This window comes from Nocardioides sp. (genome assembly GCF_964229035.1).
Taxonomy (GTDB): domain Bacteria; phylum Actinomycetota; class Actinomycetes; order Propionibacteriales; family Nocardioidaceae; genus Nocardioides.
In genome coordinates, this window is sequence record NZ_CAXRAZ010000017.1 from 36,982 (window position 1) to 53,702 (window position 16,721).

The window sequence follows — 16,721 nt, forward strand, 5'->3', positions numbered from 1 at the left end:
ACCCCGCACCACCCGCGCACCACCCGCGCACCACCCGCACGACAGCAGCACCCGGCACCACCGATCACGAGGAGAACCCCCATGCGCATCGAGCAGCTGGAGTACCTGGCCGCCGTCACCCAGCACGGCTCCCTGCGCCGCGCGAGCGAGAAGCTGCACCTCTCGCAGCCGGCGCTCAGCGAGGCGCTCACCAAGCTCGAGCGCGAGCTGAAGGTCACCCTCCTCGACCGACGCCGCTCGGGCGCCCGGATCAGTCGCGAGGGCCGCGAGCTGCTTCCTTACATGCTCGAGGTTCTCGCGGCGGTCGACCGGCTGCGCGTGGCCGCCGGCACCCAGCGCACCGACACCCGGGTGATCCGCGTGGGCACGGTGCACGCGGCCACCTCCACCCTGCTGGTGCCGGCCGTGCGCGCCTTCCAGGAGCGGCACCCGGGCACGACCGTCGAGGTGCTCACGCTGCAGCAGCCCCAGATCGACGAGGGCCTCGCCGAGGGCACGATCGACCTCGGCCTGGTCAACGTGCTCGACGGCGACGACGCCCCGATCGGCCTCGAGGGCTCCGACCTCGTGCACGGGCGCCCCGTGGCGGTGCTGCCCACCGGCCACCGCCTCGCCGCCCGCCCCCAGGTGAGCCTCGAGGACCTGCGCGCCGAGCGTTTCGTGATGATGCGGGCCGGCTACGTGATGCACCGCTTCGTGCACCGGGCCTTCGGCGCCGACCTGCCCACCGCCACCCACAGCACCGACGGCGCCGAGATGGGCAAGGCGCTGGTGGCCGAGGGCGCCGGCGTCACCGTGCTCCCCGACTACTCCGTGGCCGGCGACCCGCTGCACCGGGCCGGCCTGCTCGAGATCCGACCGATCGCGGGCGAGACCACCGTGGTCACCCTCCAGCTGCGCCAGCGCACCTCCCTGCAGCAGCCGCTGCCCGTGCGCGAGCTCGCCACGGCCCTGCTCGACCGCGCCGCCGCCTACCGCGAGGCCATCGGCCGCCCGGCCACCGCCGCCTCCTGACGCCTGCCGGGGCGCTCGGCCGCCAGCCGGGCGCGTTCCGGCGCGAGCGCGTGCGGCGCGCCCCTCGTGGACGACGCCCGCCCGCACCATGATGGGCACGTGACCGACCCGCGCATCGCCGTCCTCATCGACGCCGACAACGTCTCCCACCGCTACGCCGGCCCCCTGCTCGAGGAGCTCGCGAAGTTCGGGCGCACCACCGTCAAGCGCGCCTACGGCGACTGGTCGGCTGATGCGATGAAGGGCTGGCGCTCGAAGCTCAACCGGCACGCGATCTCACCATCGCAGGCCTTCGCCTACACGACCGGCAAGAACTCCACCGACTCCGCGCTCATCATCGACGCGATGGACCTGCTCTACTCGGGCAACGTCGACGCCTTCGCGATCGTCTCCAGCGACAGCGACTTCACCCGCCTGGTCACCCGGCTGCGCGAGTCGGGGCGCACGGTCTACGGCGTCGGACGCCGCTCGACCGCCCGCCCGCTCCAGGAGGCGTGCGACCAGTTCCTGCAGCTGGAGCTGCTCGACGTCGGCACCGAGCACGCGGCCGCACCCGCGGACGAGGCCGCTGAGGCCGCACGCGACGCGTCGGCTGCCGAGCGGTCGGAGCAGGCCGGCCCGGCAGACGCAGCAGGGACGGCCGAGCCGGTCGAGACACCCAACCTGCAGAGCCTGCTCACCCGGGCCGTGAACAACGCCGCCGGCGACGACGGGTGGGCGGGGCTCGGACCGCTCGGCAGCAACATCCGCCGGCTCTACAGTGCTTTCGACGCCAAGGAGTGGGGCCACCGCACCCTCCTGACGCTCGTGCAGGACCAGCCCTACCTCGTCACCGAGGGCTCGGGGAGCGCCGTGCGGGTGGGCGTGAAGGGGCAGGTCGCGGCGCCGCCCTCGAAGGCGACCGCGACGAAGCCGGCGCGGACGGCCGCGAAGAAGACCGCGAGCAAGAACGCGAAGAAGGCGCCTGCGGCGAAGGCGGCGGCCGACGCGGGCCAGGCTGCACCGGCGAGCGGGGCCACCGCGACGGCCAAGGCCACCGGAGCCGCTAAGGCCACCGTGACGACGCGTCGTCGCTCGAGCCGATCGGGCGCTTCTGCGGCCTCCGACTAGGCCGTGAGGGTGCCGCTCGAGCAGAGGGCGGCGTCGTCCGCACCGAGCAGTCGCACCGCGCCCGCGTCGTCCACGAGGACGGCGGTGCGCCCACGGGCGGCGAGCCAGTCCCCCGCCTCCGGCCCGAGGACGACGGCCGCGGTGGCCTCGATGTCCACCTCGGTCAGGCGCGGGCCGATGACGGTGACCTGACGGAGCAGGTGCCCGGTAACGCCCTCTCGGAGACCATCGCGCGCCCCTTCGGCGACCACCGCGCGCCCTCTCGGCGACCACCGCGCGCCCTCTCGGCGGGGGTCGCGGATGTGGGCGCCGCGGCGCGCGGAGCCGGAGGTGGCGAGGGCCGCGTCGCCCAGGGCCACGGTGGCGAGCAGGCGGGTGGGGTCGTCGGGGTGCTCGACGCCGATGCGCCAGGCGGGCGAGTCCGGGGAGGCGACCCGGCAGACGAGGTCGCCGCCGACGGAGAGGCAGAAGTCGCCGCGGCCCAGTGCCTCGAGGTGGCGGGCGGCCCGCTCGACCGCCCAGCCCTTCACCACGCCCGAGGGGTCGGGGCCGCCGCCGTGCGGCGAGCGCACCGCCGCGATGTCGAACGCGCCGTTCGACTCGACGCGGGCGCGCGCTGCGATCGCCAGCACCTCGGCGAGCTCCGCGGGCGCGTCGGCCAGCGCCAGCTCGCCCCTCCCCCAGCGGTTGACGACCGACGCGGGCCGGTAGGTGCTGAAGACCTCGTCGACCCACCTCAGCTCGCCGATCGCCGCCGCCCACGCCCGCTCGAGCGCGCCGTCGCCGGGCTCCGCCGAACCCCGCACGGCCACACTGGCCACGGTGCCCATCACCGCGGCCGAACGCCGCCACAGGGGCCGGCGGACGACGCCGATCGCGGCCGGGGCGCTCACAGCCCCGCCTGGTCGAGGGCGCTCTGCAGCGACTGGCGGTAGCCGTCGCTGGTGAAGGTCGCGCCCGACACCATGTCGATGTCGGCGCTCTGGGCGGCGATGGTCTCCTGCACGAGCTGGGGCAGGGCGTAGGAGTTGATCTCCTGGTCGCGCGGGTTCTCGGAGGGGTACACCGGCACCGCGACGTCGGTGATCTTGCCGTCGGTGACGGTGATGGCCACCTGCACCGGCCCCCAGCGCGTCGAGACGCTATCGCCGGTGTAGGTCGTGCCGCTCGCCGAGCCGGCCGACCCCGCGCCGCCTGACGAGCCTGACGAGTCCGATGAGCCGGACGAGCCCGGGGTGAGCGAGGTGCCGGCGATGCTCGGCGCCACCGCGCCCGAGGCCGCCGCCTCGCCACCGGAGCCGCCGGTGGAGGTGTGGTAGCCGAGGAGCAGCACGAGCACCGACACGGTGCTGGCCAGCCACAGACTGATGCGACGCATAAGGATCACCACTCGAAGTTCTCGACGTGGAGCCGGCTCTCGGGCAGACCGACTCGGGACAGGGTGCCGCGGACCAGGTCGGTCCACGCGGCGGGGCCGCAGACGTAGACGTCGCGCTCGGCGACGTCGGGGATCCAGGCGAGCAGCGCGCTGGCGTCGTCCACGGGGGCGGAGAGGGGCGGGAGCCACGAGCCGGCGGCGCGGCGGCGACCCGGCAGGCGGACGACGCTCGCACCCCGCTCGCGGGCGATGGTGTCGACCTCGGCGGCGAAGAGCGGCTGCTGGTGGTAGCGCTCGAGGTAGACCGCCTCGCCCGGCGCATAGGCCAGACCCTCGAGCAGCGAGCGCAGCGGGGTCATGCCCACGCCGGCGCCGATGAAGGCCACCTTGCGGGCCTGCCGCGCACGCGGGCTGAGCCGGCCGTAGGGACCCTCGACGAGCACCCGGCTGCCCGGCCGGATCGCGGGGGTGAGCGCGCTGTCGTCGCCGGCGGCCGCCACCGTGATGCGCAGGCTCTGGCCGTCGGGCGCGGCGGAGAGGGAGTAGGGGTGGGCGCGGGAGGCGCCCGGGGCACCGAGGAAGCGCCAGTTGAAGAACTGGCCGGGCTCGGCGCGCAGCCGGTCGAGGCGTCGACCGGTGACGTAGATCGACCAGGTGCCGGTGGCCTCCGGCACCACGGAGGTGACCCGCAGGGCGTGGCGGAGGTTCACTGCGACCGGTCGCAGCACGCGCCACACCACGACCGCGCCGGCGGCGAGGATCCACGTCGTCCACCAGAAGGCGGTGCGCAGGGGCGAGGCGGTGAACTGCTCACCGGTCCACAGCTGGTGCGGCAGCGCCAGACCGACGCCCAGGTAGGCGTACAGGTGCAGCAGGTGCCACGACTCGTAACGCAGGCGCTTGCGCGCGGCTCGGACGCTGGTGACGACCACCATCACCAGGCACAGCGTGCCGGCAGCCGCCAGCAGCATGCCGGGGTAGCTCCAGGTGAGGTCCCACAGCATCCCCGGCGTCGCGAGGAGGCGACCTCCGGCGTAGCCGAGCGTGATGGTCGCCAGGTGCACCATCACGAGGCTGAACGAGGTGAAGCCGATCGTGCGATGCAGGCGCGCCAGGCGATCCTGGCCGAACGGACCCTCGAGGATCGGCAACCGGGCCATCAGCAGCACCTGCGCGAGCAGGAGCACCGAGCCGGCCAGCCCCGTCCAGCGGCCCGCCGACATCGCCAGCGAGGCGAGGTCGGTGACCGAGCGGACACCGCCGTCGGCGACCCACCAGTAGGTGACGAGCAACAGCGAGGCCCACAGCGCCAGACCGGCGCCCAGGCGGGCGGCCTCATCACGGCGGGCGCGCGAGGTGGCGGGGGCGAGGTCGCCGCCCGCTGCGGCCGTCGCCGACGTCGCGGACGACGCGCCGGCCGCTGCCGGCGGCACGGACAGCGTGGTCACGACGAGCTCGACCCGGAGCTCGACCCGGGAGCGGTACCGATGCCGGGAGCGGTGCCGGCGCCGGGAGCGGGCGGGACGCCCGATCCGGCCGGCCCCCCGGGGGCGCCCGGTCCGTGCGGGCCGTCGCCGTCACCGTCGCGATCGCCGTGCCGACCGAAGCCCCCGCGGCCGTCGCCGTCCGCGTCGCCACCCTGTTGACCCTGCTCGCCCTGCTGGCCCTGCTCGCCCTGCTGGCCCTGCTGGCCCAGCTGGCCCTGCTGACCCTGGTCACCGGGCTGCACCTGGTTGCTCACCGGGGTGAGGTCGTCGCCGGCACTCACGTGACCGACGGCGTAGCCGCTGATGCCGGCCAGCACCGCGGCGACGATCCCGGCCGCTAGCGCACGGGTGCGACCGCCGCGACCACGCGGGGCGTCGGCCGCGACGGGGGCGAGCGGCACCGTCGGCGGCGGCGGGGGGTACGGCGGCGGCGGGGGCAGCGCACCGGCGTCGTCCGCGCGGGCGGCCGGCTGCTCGACGGTGGGCCGCTCGGCACCCGGGGCCTCGCCGGCGGCCGGCGGCACAGGCTGCTGCCCGCCGGGGCGGGCCTCCCAGCGGTTGCCCGACGGCGTCGAGCGCAGCGGCTGGGTGGACGCGTCGTCCTCGCCGGCGGGGCGCGGGCTCTGGTCGTTGTCGCTCACGGTTGCTCTCCTCACGCGAGGCACGGTGGTCTCCGTGCTCCTCGTCGAGGAGTCTCGGCGGCGCCCGTGAGCGGGCGCTGTCGCCTTGCTGTGGGCCGGCTGTGAGTCGCTGCCGGCCCCGGCCGTCGTCAGTCCAGCGGGTGGGCGTGGACGACGTCGGTGAGCCGCGCGAGCTGGTCGGGGTCCGTGCTCGGGATGACGCCGTGGCCGAGGTTGAAGATGTGGCCGCGGGCCCGGCGTCCGGCCTCGATGACCTCGGCGGCACGCGCCGCCATCACCTCGGTGGGGGCGAACACGAGCGTGGGGTCGAGGTTGCCCTGCACCGCGCGCTCGCCGACGAGCGGGATCGCCCGCTCGAGCGGGGTGCGCCAGTCGACGCCGACGACGTCGGCACCGGCCTCGCCCATGAGGTCCAGCAGGTTGGAGGTGCCCACGCCGAAGTGGATGCGCGGCACGCCCAGGGCGCCCACCCGCTCGAGCACGCGGGCCGAGTGCGGCTGCACGTGCGTGGCGTAGTCGGCCGGGGTCAGCGCACCAGCCCAGGAGTCGAACAGCTGCACCGCGGAGGCACCCGCCGCGACCTGCGTCTCGAGGAAGGTCGCCGCGATGCCGCCGATCTTGCGCATCAGCGCGTCCCACACCTCGGGCGCACCGAACATCAGCGCCTTGGTCTTGGCGTGCTCCTTCGACGGCCCGCCCTCGACGAGATAGGAGGCCACCGTGAAGGGCGCGCCGGCGAAGCCGATCAGCGGGGTGCCGCCGTTCATGCCGGCGAGCTCGCCCACCAGGCCCTGCACGGCCTCGGTGATGAAGGGCAGGTGCTCGGGGGTGAGGTCGGGGATGGCGGCCACGTCGTCCAGCGTGCGCACCGGGTTGGCGACCACCGGGCCGATGCCGGGCTTGATGTCGAGGTCGACACCGAGGGCCTTCAGCGGCAGCACGATGTCGGAGAAGAAGATGGCGGCGTCCACGCCGTAGCGACGCACCGGCTGCAGCGTGATCTCGACGATCAGCTCGGGGGTCATGCAGGACTCCAGCATGCCCACGCCCTCGCGCACCTTGAGGTACTCCGGCAGCGAGCGACCCGCCTGGCGCATGAACCACACCGGCGTGTGGGGCACGGCCTCGCCCCGGGCGGCCTTGAGGAAGGCGGAGTCGCGCAGGTGGTCGGGCGTGGTCGCCGGCTGTGCTGTCACGGTGCTCAGGGTGACAGGTGAACGGCGTGTGACGCACATCGAATGGTGACGGCGGGCCTAGGCTGACGACATGGTCGCCCGGCACGAGTCGAACCAGGGGCCCGGCGCACCGTCGGTGCCCCGGGCCTTCAGCATGGCCGTCGACAGCATGCGGCGCGCCGTCGTGCGTCCCGAGGTGCTGCTCGAGGAGATGCCGGCGCCTCAGCGCATCGCCCCCTACGCCAGCGCGATCTCCGCCGACGTCACGGTCGACGGCGACGACGTCGCCACCGGCCGCCTCGTGCTGCTCCACGACCCGGCCGGCAACGACGCCTGGGAGGGCGAGTTCCGCTGCGTGGCCTACTGCCGCGCCGAGGTCGACGAGGAGATCTCCTCCGACCCGATGCTCACCGACGTCGCGTGGTCGTGGCTGCTCGACGCCCTGGGGGCCCACGGCGCCGAGCACGTCGCCGTCTCCGGCACCGTCACGCGGGTCAGCACCGACAGCTTCGGCACCATGGCCGGCGAGCCCGGCAGCGCGCAGGTCGAGGTCCGCGCCTCGTGGACGCCGCTCGACGTCGCCGACCTCGCCACCCACGTCGAGGCCTGGGCCGAGCTGCTCTGCACCGCCGGCGGGCTCGAGCCGGTGCCCGACGGCGTGGCCGTGATGCCCTCGCGCCGCGGGCAGCGAGGAGAGCTGGTTTGACGGCCGAGGAGTCCCACGAGGCCGACCTGGACGACCAGCAGCCTGGTGAGCCTGGGCAGCCCGTCGAGCTGCTGCGGCTCGCCGACGGGTTGCCGCCGGTCATCGACACCCCCGCCGCCCTCGAGGAGTACTGCGCGGCCGTGGCGGCCGGCAGCGGACCGGTGGCGCTCGACGCCGAGCGCGCCTCGGGCTACCGCTACTCCAACCGCGCTTACCTGATCCAGGTCAAGCGCGAGGGCGCCGGCATCGGCCTCATCGATCCCATCGCCTTCCCCGACCTCGCCCCGCTCGCCGAGGCGATCGGGGACGCCGAGTGGATCCTCCACGCCGCCACGCAGGACCTCCCCTGCCTCGCGGAGGTGGGGCTGCGCCCGGTGGCGCTCTTCGACACCGAGCTGGCCGGTCGGCTGCTCGACTACCCCCGGGTCGGTCTCGCGACCCTCGTCGAGACCCTCCTGGGCAAGCAGCTGCTCAAGGAGCACTCGGCCGTCGACTGGTCGCAGCGCCCGCTGCCCGACGCCTGGCTGGAGTACGCCGCGCTCGACGTCGAGGTGCTCGTCGAGCTGCGCGACCTCATCGCCGCCGAGCTGGTGGACACCGGCAAGGCCGACTGGGCGCGCCAGGAGTTCGAGCACCTGCGCCACTTCGAGCCCACCGTGCGCACCGACGCGTGGCGCCGCACCTCGGGCCTGCACAAGGTGCGCGGACGACGCATCCTCGGCGCCGTGCGCGAGCTGTGGGAGACCCGCGACCGCATCGCCCGCGAGCGCGACGTCACGCCCGGGCGCCTCATCCCCGACTCCGCGCTCGTGGCCGCCGCCACCGCGATGCCCTCGAGCCGCGGCGACCTGATGCGCACCCCCGGCTTCCACGGCCGCGGCGCCTCGCGCCACGCATCCGACTGGCTGGCCGCCATCGCCACGGCCGCCGCCCTCGACGAGGACGCCCTGCCCTCGCGGGTCAGCCACGGCGACGGCCCGCCCGCACCGCGCACGTGGGCCGAGCGCGACCCGGTCGCCGCACGGCGCCTCGAACTCGCGAAGACCGCCACCGCGGCGATCGCCGAGAAGCACCGCCTGCCGGTCGAGAATCTGCTCACCCCCGACACCGTGCGCCGCCTCATGTGGTCGCCCCCCGCACCCCGCGAGCCGGTCGAGCTGCTCGAGGCCGTCATCGACCAGCTGCGCGGCCTCGGCGCCCGCGGCTGGCAGATCGGCCTCACCGCCGCGGCGCTCACGCAGGCGGTCCTCGACGCCGAGGCGCAAACCGCGCCGCGGGCCGGATCGCGGGCGTCGTCCGCGGCTCAGGGGGTGGGGGACTCGCCGGAGGGTGAGGCCGTGCCCGAGGGAGTGCCCGACGGCGAGGGCGACTCCGACGGCTCGTAGTCGGGGTCGAGCACCTGGCGCGACTTCTCGTCGATCGCGGCGAGCAGCGCCGGCAGGTCGTCGAGCACCGGAGCGGTGAGCAGCGCGGCGATGTCGGGGCCGACGAGGCGCTGCAGCGGCGCGTCGTCCTCGCGCAGCGGCGGGACGACGATGCGGCGCACCGCCTCGGTGAAGACCGACGCGTGCTCGGGAGCCTGGCTGGGCTGCAGGAACGACGGCGAGAAGGCCACTGTCAGCTTGGTGGGCTGCACGTAGCCGGTGGCGGCGAGACGCGCCATCGCGTCGTCGGTGACGAGGTAGGTGAGCACGTTGGCCGCCGCGTCGGTGCGGCGCGGCCCGGCGCGGTCGAGGCAGATGCCGGTGAGCTCGGCGACGGTCTTCGGCGAGCCGATCGTGGGCATCGGCATCACGTCGAAGTCGAGCGAGCCCACACCGCGCAGCTCGGGCACGAGGCTGCGGTCGCCGGCGATCATGCCGAGGCGTCCGGCCTTGAACCACTCCAGCGCGCTGCGCTGGCGCAGCTGACGGCTGGTGAGGGTCAGGCGCGGGTCGCGCAGCAGCTCGAGGGTCTGGCGCAGCGCGTCGGGGGCGCCGTCCTCGGCGAGGGCGAGGCTGGTGGGGTCGACCTCGTCGTCGTAGACGCTGCCGCCGCCGGAGTAGATGAAGGGCGCCAGGCCCTCGAGGGTGGGGGCCACGTAGATGCCGCGGGCCCGGGCCTCGGGACGACTGGCGTACTCGGCGGCCGCGCGGAACTGCGCGAAGGACCACGCCGAGTGGTCGGGAAGCGGCACGGGCAGCTTCTCGGCGGCCATGGCGTCGAAGTCGACCAGCCGCTTGTTGTAGAAGATCACCTGCGGCGCGGTGGTGTAGGGCATGCACTGCAGGTCGTCGTCGTCGGAGAACGCCGACACGGCGTCGCGGGAGAAGTCGTCGCCGATCGGGATCTCGCGAGCCTGCACCAGGTTGAGCAGCGGCGTGGTGCGCTTCGTGCGGATCGCCTCGGCGAGGTCGGCGCGGGGCAGCAGGTAGAGGTCGGGATCGGCCTTCTTGGCGCGGACGTCGGCCAGCATCGCCGCGGCCGTGGGCCACGAGCGCACCTTGACGAGGGTGTCCTTGCTGCTGGCGTTGTAGTCGGCGACGACGGCGCGGAAGGCGGTGATCTCGGCGTCGTTGCCCCACACGCCGAACTCGAGCGTGATGAGCGACGGCGCAGCGGGCTTGGGTCGCGCGGCCATCTCCTCCTCGGAGGTGAGCGCGAGGTACGACATGCCCGACAGCACGACGAGGGCCACCACGAGCACCGCCACACCCGTGCGCCAGGTGAGCCGCTGGTCGCGCTCGTCCCCCGACCCGGGGGCGACGGCGGCGGCGGACCCGTTCTCGGTCTGCGTCGGCTCGCCCGCGTCCGTCATCGTGCCCCTCCCCTCCCTGGCCGGGCCACTCGTCCCACCCGGCCCGCTCACCCTAGCGACCGTAGGCTGGATCGGTGCCCGACCCCCGCCCCCACCACCGCCCCGTACCCAAGCGCGGCGTGTTCTTCGACGAGCAGGCGGGCGGCCCCGACCCGGCCGTCGTGGCCGAGGCGGCCGAGCGGGCCGCGGCCGTGCTGGTGCGCGGCGCTCGCACCAGCGAGGACGCCGGCATCGCCGAACGGCTGGTGCACCTCGCCGACACCGAGGGCATCGAGGCCATCGCCGAGGCCTGGGCCCACGCCCCGGCCGACAGCCTCGGCGGGAGCCTGTGGCGCCTCTACCTGCTGCGCTCGTGGGTCTTCGCCGACCCGAGCGGGGTGGCACGCCAGTTCGAGGCGGGGCGCCGGCACGCCGAGTTCGCCCGCGTCGTGGCGGGCGTGGCCGACCCGCCCGGGCCCGACGAGCTGCGCACCATGGTGGACGCCGTGCTGCGCGGGATCGCCGAGGGCGACTTCGCCGACGTGCTCCTGCGCGCCGCCGCGTTCGCCCGCGTGGTCGCCGCGGGGCGTGCCACCCTGCCCGAGGTGCCGGACGCCGACGTGCGCCGGGTGCTCGTGCTCGCCGAGCAGCTCGAGGCGGCCGGTCACGCCGAGCTGGCCTGACTCCTCGCCCGTCCCTGAGGCGGGGAATCAGGCGGGGAATCAGGCGGGGAAGGGGAAGACCGCCGGGCTGCGGTGGCCGCGCGGACCGATCGCCCGCACGCCGAGCACCACGTTGTCCTTCGACAGGTCGATGGTGGCCTCGCGCGCCCCGGCGCCGCCGCGCACCGCGATCGCGCGCTGCCACAGCGGCTCGGCGCTCGGGCGCCACACGATCTCGTAGCCGCTGATCTCCCCCGATCCGGGCGCCCAGGTGAGGCGGGTGTCGTTGGTCAGCACGGTGGTGTCGATGCGCACCTGCTGGGGCACCCCCGGCGCCTGGGCGAGCGACCACAGGGTCGCTGCGTTCACCCGCGCCACACCGGCGATGTAGGCCGGGTCGCAGAACTCCGGGAGGTCGCCGTACTGGCGCCCGTCCTCCACCCGCACGTCCTGGTGCTGGTGGGCGAAGTCCTCGGCCGGCTCGGTGAAGCGCGCGGCCGGGATGCCGGCGTCCAGGAAGGCGCGGTGGTCGCCGCCGCGCAGGTAGCGGTCGAGCCGGTAGACCAGCCGGACCTGCATGCCCGTGACGACGCGGGGAGCGACCTCGGCGACGAAGCGGCCGAGCTGGCGGGTGGGGCTGTCGTTCTCGCCGCCCACCGAGATCCGCGTCGCCCGGGTCTGCTCGTCGTCGGTGCGGGGCAGTCCCTCCACGAAGAGCCGCACGCTGCGGCGGTCGACGTCGCCGTCGTCGGCGCGGCTGGAGCCCACGATGTCGTCGGTGAACATCGCCTGGACGTCGACCCCCTCGGCCTTCAGCTGCCGGGCCAGGAACGCCGCACCGTAGAGGCCCTGCTCCTCCCCGGCCACCGCAGCGAAGATGATCGTGGCCGCTGGACGACGCGTGGCCATCACCCGCGCCAGCTCCATCGCCACCGCCACACCGGAGGCGTCGTCATCGGCCCCGGGAGCGTCACTGGTGAAGTCCATGACGTCGCTGGCGCGCGAGTCGTAGTGGCCGCTGACGACGTAGACCCGGCGCGGGTCGCTGCTGCCCTCGAGGCGCGCCACCACGTTGCTGATCACCGTGGGGGTCGGGATCCGACTGGCCGGCTGCTGGGTGTACGACGGCACGGTGACGCTCATCCGCCCGCCCGATCGCGCGGCGTAGCCGCGCATCTGCTGGGCGATCCAGTCGCGCGCGGCACCGATGCCGCGCACCGGGTCGGTCTGCGAGCTCAGGGTGTGGCGGGTGCCGAAGGCGGCGAGGCGCTCGATCGTGGCGCGGATGCGACGAGGGTCGATCTCGCGCAGGATCGCGCGCAGCTCGGCGTCCGGGGGCTGGGGTCGGACCGGTCGTCCCGGCCCGTCGGGCCAGCCGCCGGTGAACGGGTCGTCGCCTGCTGGGGGCGCGGCGAGCGCGGGTGCCGCGGCGGCCGCGGTGAGGCCCGCGGCACCGGCGGCTCCGGTGCCGAGCACGGCGCGGCGCGAGACGCCCCGCGCTCCGGCGCCGGGGGCTGGGGTGGGGCGGGTGTCGGTCATCTGAACCTCCGAGAACGGTCAGTGGGACTCCCCCACCCTGCCACGCCCCCGGCGAGCAGGGCCCCGTCCAGTGTCTGCGCCGCGGAGCGCAGCGGTGGCTGTACTCCCGGGCGGGACAGTGGCACGGATCGCGTGGGTTCGGCTTCGATTCGCGGGCTCTGCGACGTAGGGTGGGAGACCGAGCACGTCGGGCCGCGGCAGCCCCGGGTCCCACAAATAAGCCGCTGCGAGCGGCCACGCGCCGTGAGGCGCTCCCGGTCCGGCGTGCTCGCTCACACCCGCCCCCGCCGCCCGCGTCAGCCACCTCGACGGGCCGGGAGGGGCCGCGGTCAGAGGGCGTCGAGAGCCTTGCGCAGCCGCACGTCGGAGACCGGGCCGTCGGCGCCGAGGCGCTGCGCCCACAGCGAGACGCGGTACTCCTCGAGCATCCAGCGCACCGCCTCCAGCGCCACCCCGGCGGGCCGACCCTCGGGGAGCGCGGCGTAGCGGGCGAGCACGGCGTCCTGGAGGGGGCCGAGGAGGTCCATGCGCTGGCGGTCGCGCCCGAGCGCCGCGGGCCCGCCGTTCTCGAGCGCCTCGCGCCGCTCCTTGATGGCCAGCAGCCAGATGCGCAGCCGGCGCAGACGGGCGGCGCCGAGCTCGCCGACGAAACCGTCGTGCACGAGCCGGCCCAGCTGGGCCTGGGCGTCGGTGAGCGCGGGCAGCATCATCATGTCCGCGCGCCCGCTGAGCAGGCGGTCGGCCTCACGCCACGCCTGCAGCACCCGCAGCACCTCGGCGAGGGTCTCGCGCACCCGCTGCGGCGCCTGCTCCCGCAGGCGGGCGAGCAGGGCGTCGTACTGGGCGCGGGCGCGGATCGGCTCCTTCGCCCCCGCGTCGTCCACGGCATCGAGGACGACGCCCCGCAGGCAGTCCTCCACCAGGGCCGCGGGCGAGGGGTAGGGCGTGCCCGCCAGCGCGAGCTTCTCGGCGTTGCCGAGGCCGTCGAGCACCCCCTTGGTGGGCGCCTTGCCGAGCGCGATCAGCAGCAGCCGCACGACGCCGTGGCGGTGCCGGGCGTCGCGCTCGTCGGCCGACCCCGAGATCTGCACCCCCACGGTGGCGCCCTCGTCGACGAGACCGGGGAAGGCCTCGACCTCGTGGCCGGCGCGGGTCGAGACGGTGCTGGCGGGCAGGTCGCCGAACGTCCAGTCGGTCTCGCCGCTGCGTGCGATGCCCTCGTCGGCGGCGACCTCGGCGAGCGCGCGGTCGAAGGCGGGCTGCAGCGGCTGCTTGAGCTCGGCCAGCGAGGTGCCGCGGGCCTGGACCCGTCCGCGGTCGTCGACCACGCGGAAGGCCGGCGTGAGGTGGGTGGGCAGGGAGGCGACGTCCCACGCCTCGGGGGGCACGTGCACCCCGGTGGTGGAGCGCAGGTAGCGCGCGAGGGCCGTCAGGATCGGCTCCTCCCCCGCGGGCACGGCCGCGAGGAAGGCGCGCGCGGTGTTGGGCGCCGGCACGAAGTTCACCCGCAGCTGCTTGGGCAGGGCGCGGATCAGCTCGGTGACCAGCTCCTCGCGCAGGCCCGGGACGAGCCAGGAGAAGTCGGCGTCGTCCACGCGGTTGAGGGAGGCGAGCGGGACGTCGATGGTGAGGCCGTCGTCCTTGGCGCCGGGCTCGAAGTGGTAGCTGATGGGGAAGGTGAGACCGCCCTCGTGCGACCACTGCTCGGGGTAGTCGGCCGCGCTGACCTCGTCGGCGGCGTCGTGCACGAGCATCGCGGGGTCGAAGGTGAGCAGGTCGGGCTGCGGCTTGCGGGCGTCGCGCCACCAGCGGTCGAAATGGGCGCCGCTGACGACGTTCTCGGGCACGCGGGCGTCGTAGAAGTCGAAGAGGGTGTGCTCGTCGACCACGAGGTCGCGGCGACGCGCGCGATGCTCGAGCTCCTCGGCCTCGGCCAGCAGGCGCCGGTTGTGGGCGAAGAAGCGATGGCGGGTGTCCCACTCGCCGTAGACCAGAGCGTGGCGGATGAAGAGCTCGCGCGAGAGCTCGGGGTCGATGCGGCCGTAGGTGACCGGCCGGTCGGCTACCAGCGGCACGCCGTACAGCGTGACCCGCTCGCGCGCCACCACCGAGGCGCGCTTGCGCGACCAGTGGGGCTCGGCGTAGGTGCGCTTGACCAGGTGCGCGCCGAGCCGCTCGGCCCAGCGCGGGTCGATCTCGGCGTTCTGGCGCGCCCAGAGGCGCCCGGTCTCGACGAGCTCGCCGGCCATCACGAACTGCGGGTTCTTCCGCGCCAGCCCGGAGCCGGGGAAGATCGCGAACTTCGCGCCGCGGGCGCCGAGGTACTCCCGCGGCCCCGGACGACGCTCGCGCGGCGGCCGCTTGGCACCCGGGGGCGGCTTCTCGCGCTCCTCGAGCAGCCCGATCTGCGACAGCAGGCCCGCGAGCAGCGCCTGGTGCACCCCGTCGGCGTCCACGGTGTCGCCCTCGCGCGGCGCCTCGAGGCGGATGCCGATCTCCTTGCAGATCTGGCGCAGCTGGGCCACGAGCTCCTGCCACTCGCGCACCCGCAGGTAGTGGAGGAACTCGCGCTTGCACATGCGGCGGAACGCGCTGCCCGAGAGCTCCTTCTGCTGGGTGCGCAGGTGGGTCCACAGGTTGAGGAGGGTGAGGAAGTCGGACTTCTCGGCCTTGAAGCGCGCGTGCAGCTGGTCGGCCTGCGCGCGCTCGGCAGGATGCTCGGGGCCGGGGCGCTCGCGGGGGTCCTGCAGCGAGAGCGCGGCCACGATCACGAGGACGTCGCGCACGCACCCGAGGCGCTCGGCCTCCAGCAGCATCCGGCCCAGGCGGGGGTCGACGGGCAGGCGCGCGAGCCGCTGACCGGTCTTCGTCAGCTCACCCTTCGTCGAGATCGCGCCGAGCTCCTCGAGCAGCTGCACGCCGGCCTGCACGTTGCGCCGGTCGGGCGGCTCGACGAACGGGAAGCGCTCGATGTCGCCGAGCCCGAGCGAGGTCATCTGGAGGATGACTGAGGCGAGGTTGGTGCGCAGGATCTCGGGGTCGGTGAACTCGGGGCGTCCCTCGAAGTCCTCCTCCGAGTAGAGCCGGATCGCGATGCCCGCCGCCACGCGGCCGCAGCGACCCGAGCGCTGGTTGGCCGATGCCTGGCTGATCGCCTCGATCGGCAGCCGCTGCACCTTGGTGCGCGCGGAGTAGCGCGAGATGCGCGCTACGCCGGTGTCGATCACGTAGCGGATGCCCGGCACCGTCAGCGACGTCTCGGCGACGTTGGTGGCGAGCACCACGCGGCGCTTCGAGCTCCCGCGCGGGCGGAACACCCGGTGCTGCTCCTCGGCCGAGAGCCGGCTGTAGAGGGGCAGCACGTCGACGCCGCGCGTGCCCTCACCGAGCGGCGCCAGCGCCTCGGCGGTGTCGCGGATCTCGCGCTCGCCGGGCAGGAAGACCAGGACGTCGCCCGGCCCCTCCGCGGAGAGCTCCTTGACGGCGTCCACGATGGCCTCGGTCTGGTCCCGGACGATGGGCTCGCCGTCCTCGTCGCTGCCCTCGTCGCCGGGCAGCTCCATGAGCGGGCGGTAGCGGACCTCGACCGGGTAGGTGCGCCCGGAGACCTCGACGATCGGCGCCGGCGTGCCGTCGGCGGCCGCGAAGTGCTCGGCGAAGCGCTCGGGGTCGATCGTGGCCGAGGTGATGATGAGCTTGAGGTCGGGGCGCTTCGGCAGCAGCTGGCGCAGGTAGCCGAGCAGGAGGTCGATGTTGAGGCTCCGCTCGTGCGCCTCGTCGATGATGATCGTGTCGTAGCGGCGCAGCATCCGGTCGCGCTGCAGCTCGGCGAGCAGGATGCCGTCGGTCATCAGCTTGATGCGGCCGGCGCGTGAGGTCTTGTCGGTGAAGCGGACCTGGTAGCCGACGAGGTCGCCCAGCTCGGTGTCGAGCTCCTCGGCGATGCGCTCGGCCACCGCCCGCGCCGCGATCCGCCGCGGCTGCGTGTGCCCGATCAGCCGCTGGCGCTCGCGTCCGTCGCGCCCGGTCGTCGAGGCGCCGCGGCCCAGCTCGAGGCAGATCTTCGGCAGCTGGGTGGTCTTGCCCGACCCCGTCTCGCCCGCCACGATCACGACCTGGTGGTCGCGGATCGCGGCGGCGATGTCGTCGCGGCGGGCACTGACCGGCAGGTCGGGCGGGTAGGAGATCTTCACAACGCCGCCCATCATCCCATCGCCCCCCAGCGGGGCGGCA

Annotated in this window: 13 protein-coding genes; 5 read left to right on the forward strand and 8 right to left on the reverse strand. The window is 74.7% G+C overall.

Annotated features, from left to right (window positions below):
- Positions 1 to 81: 81 nt before the first annotated feature.
- Both ACERUN_RS06210 and ACERUN_RS06215 read left to right on the forward strand, forming a co-directional pair.
- Positions 82 to 1,014, forward strand: coding sequence for a LysR family transcriptional regulator (locus ACERUN_RS06210; protein ID WP_370288953.1), 933 nt, complete (start codon positions 82 to 84; stop codon positions 1,012 to 1,014).
- A 99-nt stretch (positions 1,015 to 1,113) separates the two neighbouring features.
- Positions 1,114 to 2,124: an NYN domain-containing protein gene (locus ACERUN_RS06215; protein ID WP_370288954.1), complete on the forward strand. Its 1,011-nt coding sequence runs from the start codon at positions 1,114 to 1,116 to the stop codon at positions 2,122 to 2,124.
- Here ACERUN_RS06215 and ACERUN_RS06220 read toward each other — a convergent pair.
- The 5 genes from ACERUN_RS06220 to hemE all read right to left on the reverse strand — a co-directional run bounded on the left by ACERUN_RS06220 (position 2,121) and on the right by hemE (position 6,865).
- A complete protein-coding gene (locus tag ACERUN_RS06220) occupies positions 2,121 to 3,017 on the reverse strand; it encodes an FAD:protein FMN transferase (protein ID WP_370288955.1) in 897 nt (298 codons plus the stop codon). The genes ACERUN_RS06215 and ACERUN_RS06220 overlap by 4 nt on opposite strands.
- Complete coding sequence (locus ACERUN_RS06225) at positions 3,014 to 3,502, reverse strand: FMN-binding protein (protein WP_370288956.1); 489 nt, start codon at positions 3,500 to 3,502, stop codon at positions 3,014 to 3,016. The genes ACERUN_RS06220 and ACERUN_RS06225 overlap by 4 nt, the downstream gene beginning before the upstream one ends.
- 5 nt (positions 3,503 to 3,507) lie before the next feature.
- Positions 3,508 to 4,950, reverse strand: a complete 1,443-nt coding sequence (locus tag ACERUN_RS06230) for a ferric reductase-like transmembrane domain-containing protein (protein ID WP_370288957.1) — start codon at positions 4,948 to 4,950, stop codon at positions 3,508 to 3,510.
- Positions 4,947 to 5,630 carry a hypothetical protein gene (locus ACERUN_RS06235; RefSeq protein WP_370288958.1) on the reverse strand — a complete coding sequence of 228 codons (684 nt, stop codon included), beginning with the start codon at positions 5,628 to 5,630 and terminating at the stop codon, positions 4,947 to 4,949. Before ACERUN_RS06235 ends, ACERUN_RS06230 begins: the two co-directional genes overlap by 4 nt.
- 128 nt (positions 5,631 to 5,758) lie before the next feature.
- Positions 5,759 to 6,865, reverse strand: coding sequence for a uroporphyrinogen decarboxylase (gene hemE, locus ACERUN_RS06240; protein WP_370288960.1), 1,107 nt, complete (start codon positions 6,863 to 6,865; stop codon positions 5,759 to 5,761).
- 31 nt (positions 6,866 to 6,896) lie between these two features.
- Between hemE and ACERUN_RS06245 the strand changes: the two genes are divergently transcribed.
- A complete protein-coding gene (locus ACERUN_RS06245; RefSeq protein WP_370288961.1) occupies positions 6,897 to 7,511 on the forward strand; it encodes a DUF3000 domain-containing protein in 615 nt (204 codons plus the stop codon).
- Positions 7,508 to 8,896 (forward strand): ribonuclease D, encoded by a 1,389-nt coding sequence (locus ACERUN_RS06250; RefSeq protein WP_370288962.1) that lies wholly within the window; start codon positions 7,508 to 7,510, stop codon positions 8,894 to 8,896. Before ACERUN_RS06245 ends, ACERUN_RS06250 begins: the two co-directional genes overlap by 4 nt.
- Here ACERUN_RS06250 and ACERUN_RS06255 read toward each other — a convergent pair.
- Complete coding sequence (locus ACERUN_RS06255; protein ID WP_370288963.1) at positions 8,815 to 10,308, reverse strand: extracellular solute-binding protein; 1,494 nt, start codon at positions 10,306 to 10,308, stop codon at positions 8,815 to 8,817. The two genes, ACERUN_RS06250 and ACERUN_RS06255, sit on opposite strands and share 82 nt — an antisense overlap.
- Before the next feature lie 74 nt (positions 10,309 to 10,382).
- On the opposite strand from ACERUN_RS06255, the gene ACERUN_RS06260 reads away from it, so the two are divergent.
- Positions 10,383 to 10,970: a hypothetical protein gene (locus ACERUN_RS06260; RefSeq protein ID WP_370288965.1), complete on the forward strand. Its 588-nt coding sequence runs from the start codon at positions 10,383 to 10,385 to the stop codon at positions 10,968 to 10,970.
- Between the two features lie 39 nt (positions 10,971 to 11,009).
- On the opposite strand, the gene ACERUN_RS06265 is transcribed toward ACERUN_RS06260, so the two are convergent.
- Positions 11,010 to 12,488 carry a M20/M25/M40 family metallo-hydrolase gene (locus ACERUN_RS06265; RefSeq protein WP_370288967.1) on the reverse strand — a complete coding sequence of 493 codons (1,479 nt, stop codon included), beginning with the start codon at positions 12,486 to 12,488 and terminating at the stop codon, positions 11,010 to 11,012.
- Between the two features lie 329 nt (positions 12,489 to 12,817).
- Entirely contained in the window at positions 12,818 to 16,693 is a 3,876-nt protein-coding gene (gene hrpA / locus ACERUN_RS06270; RefSeq protein ID WP_370288969.1) for an ATP-dependent RNA helicase HrpA, read from the reverse strand.
- Positions 16,694 to 16,721: the final 28 nt, after the last annotated feature.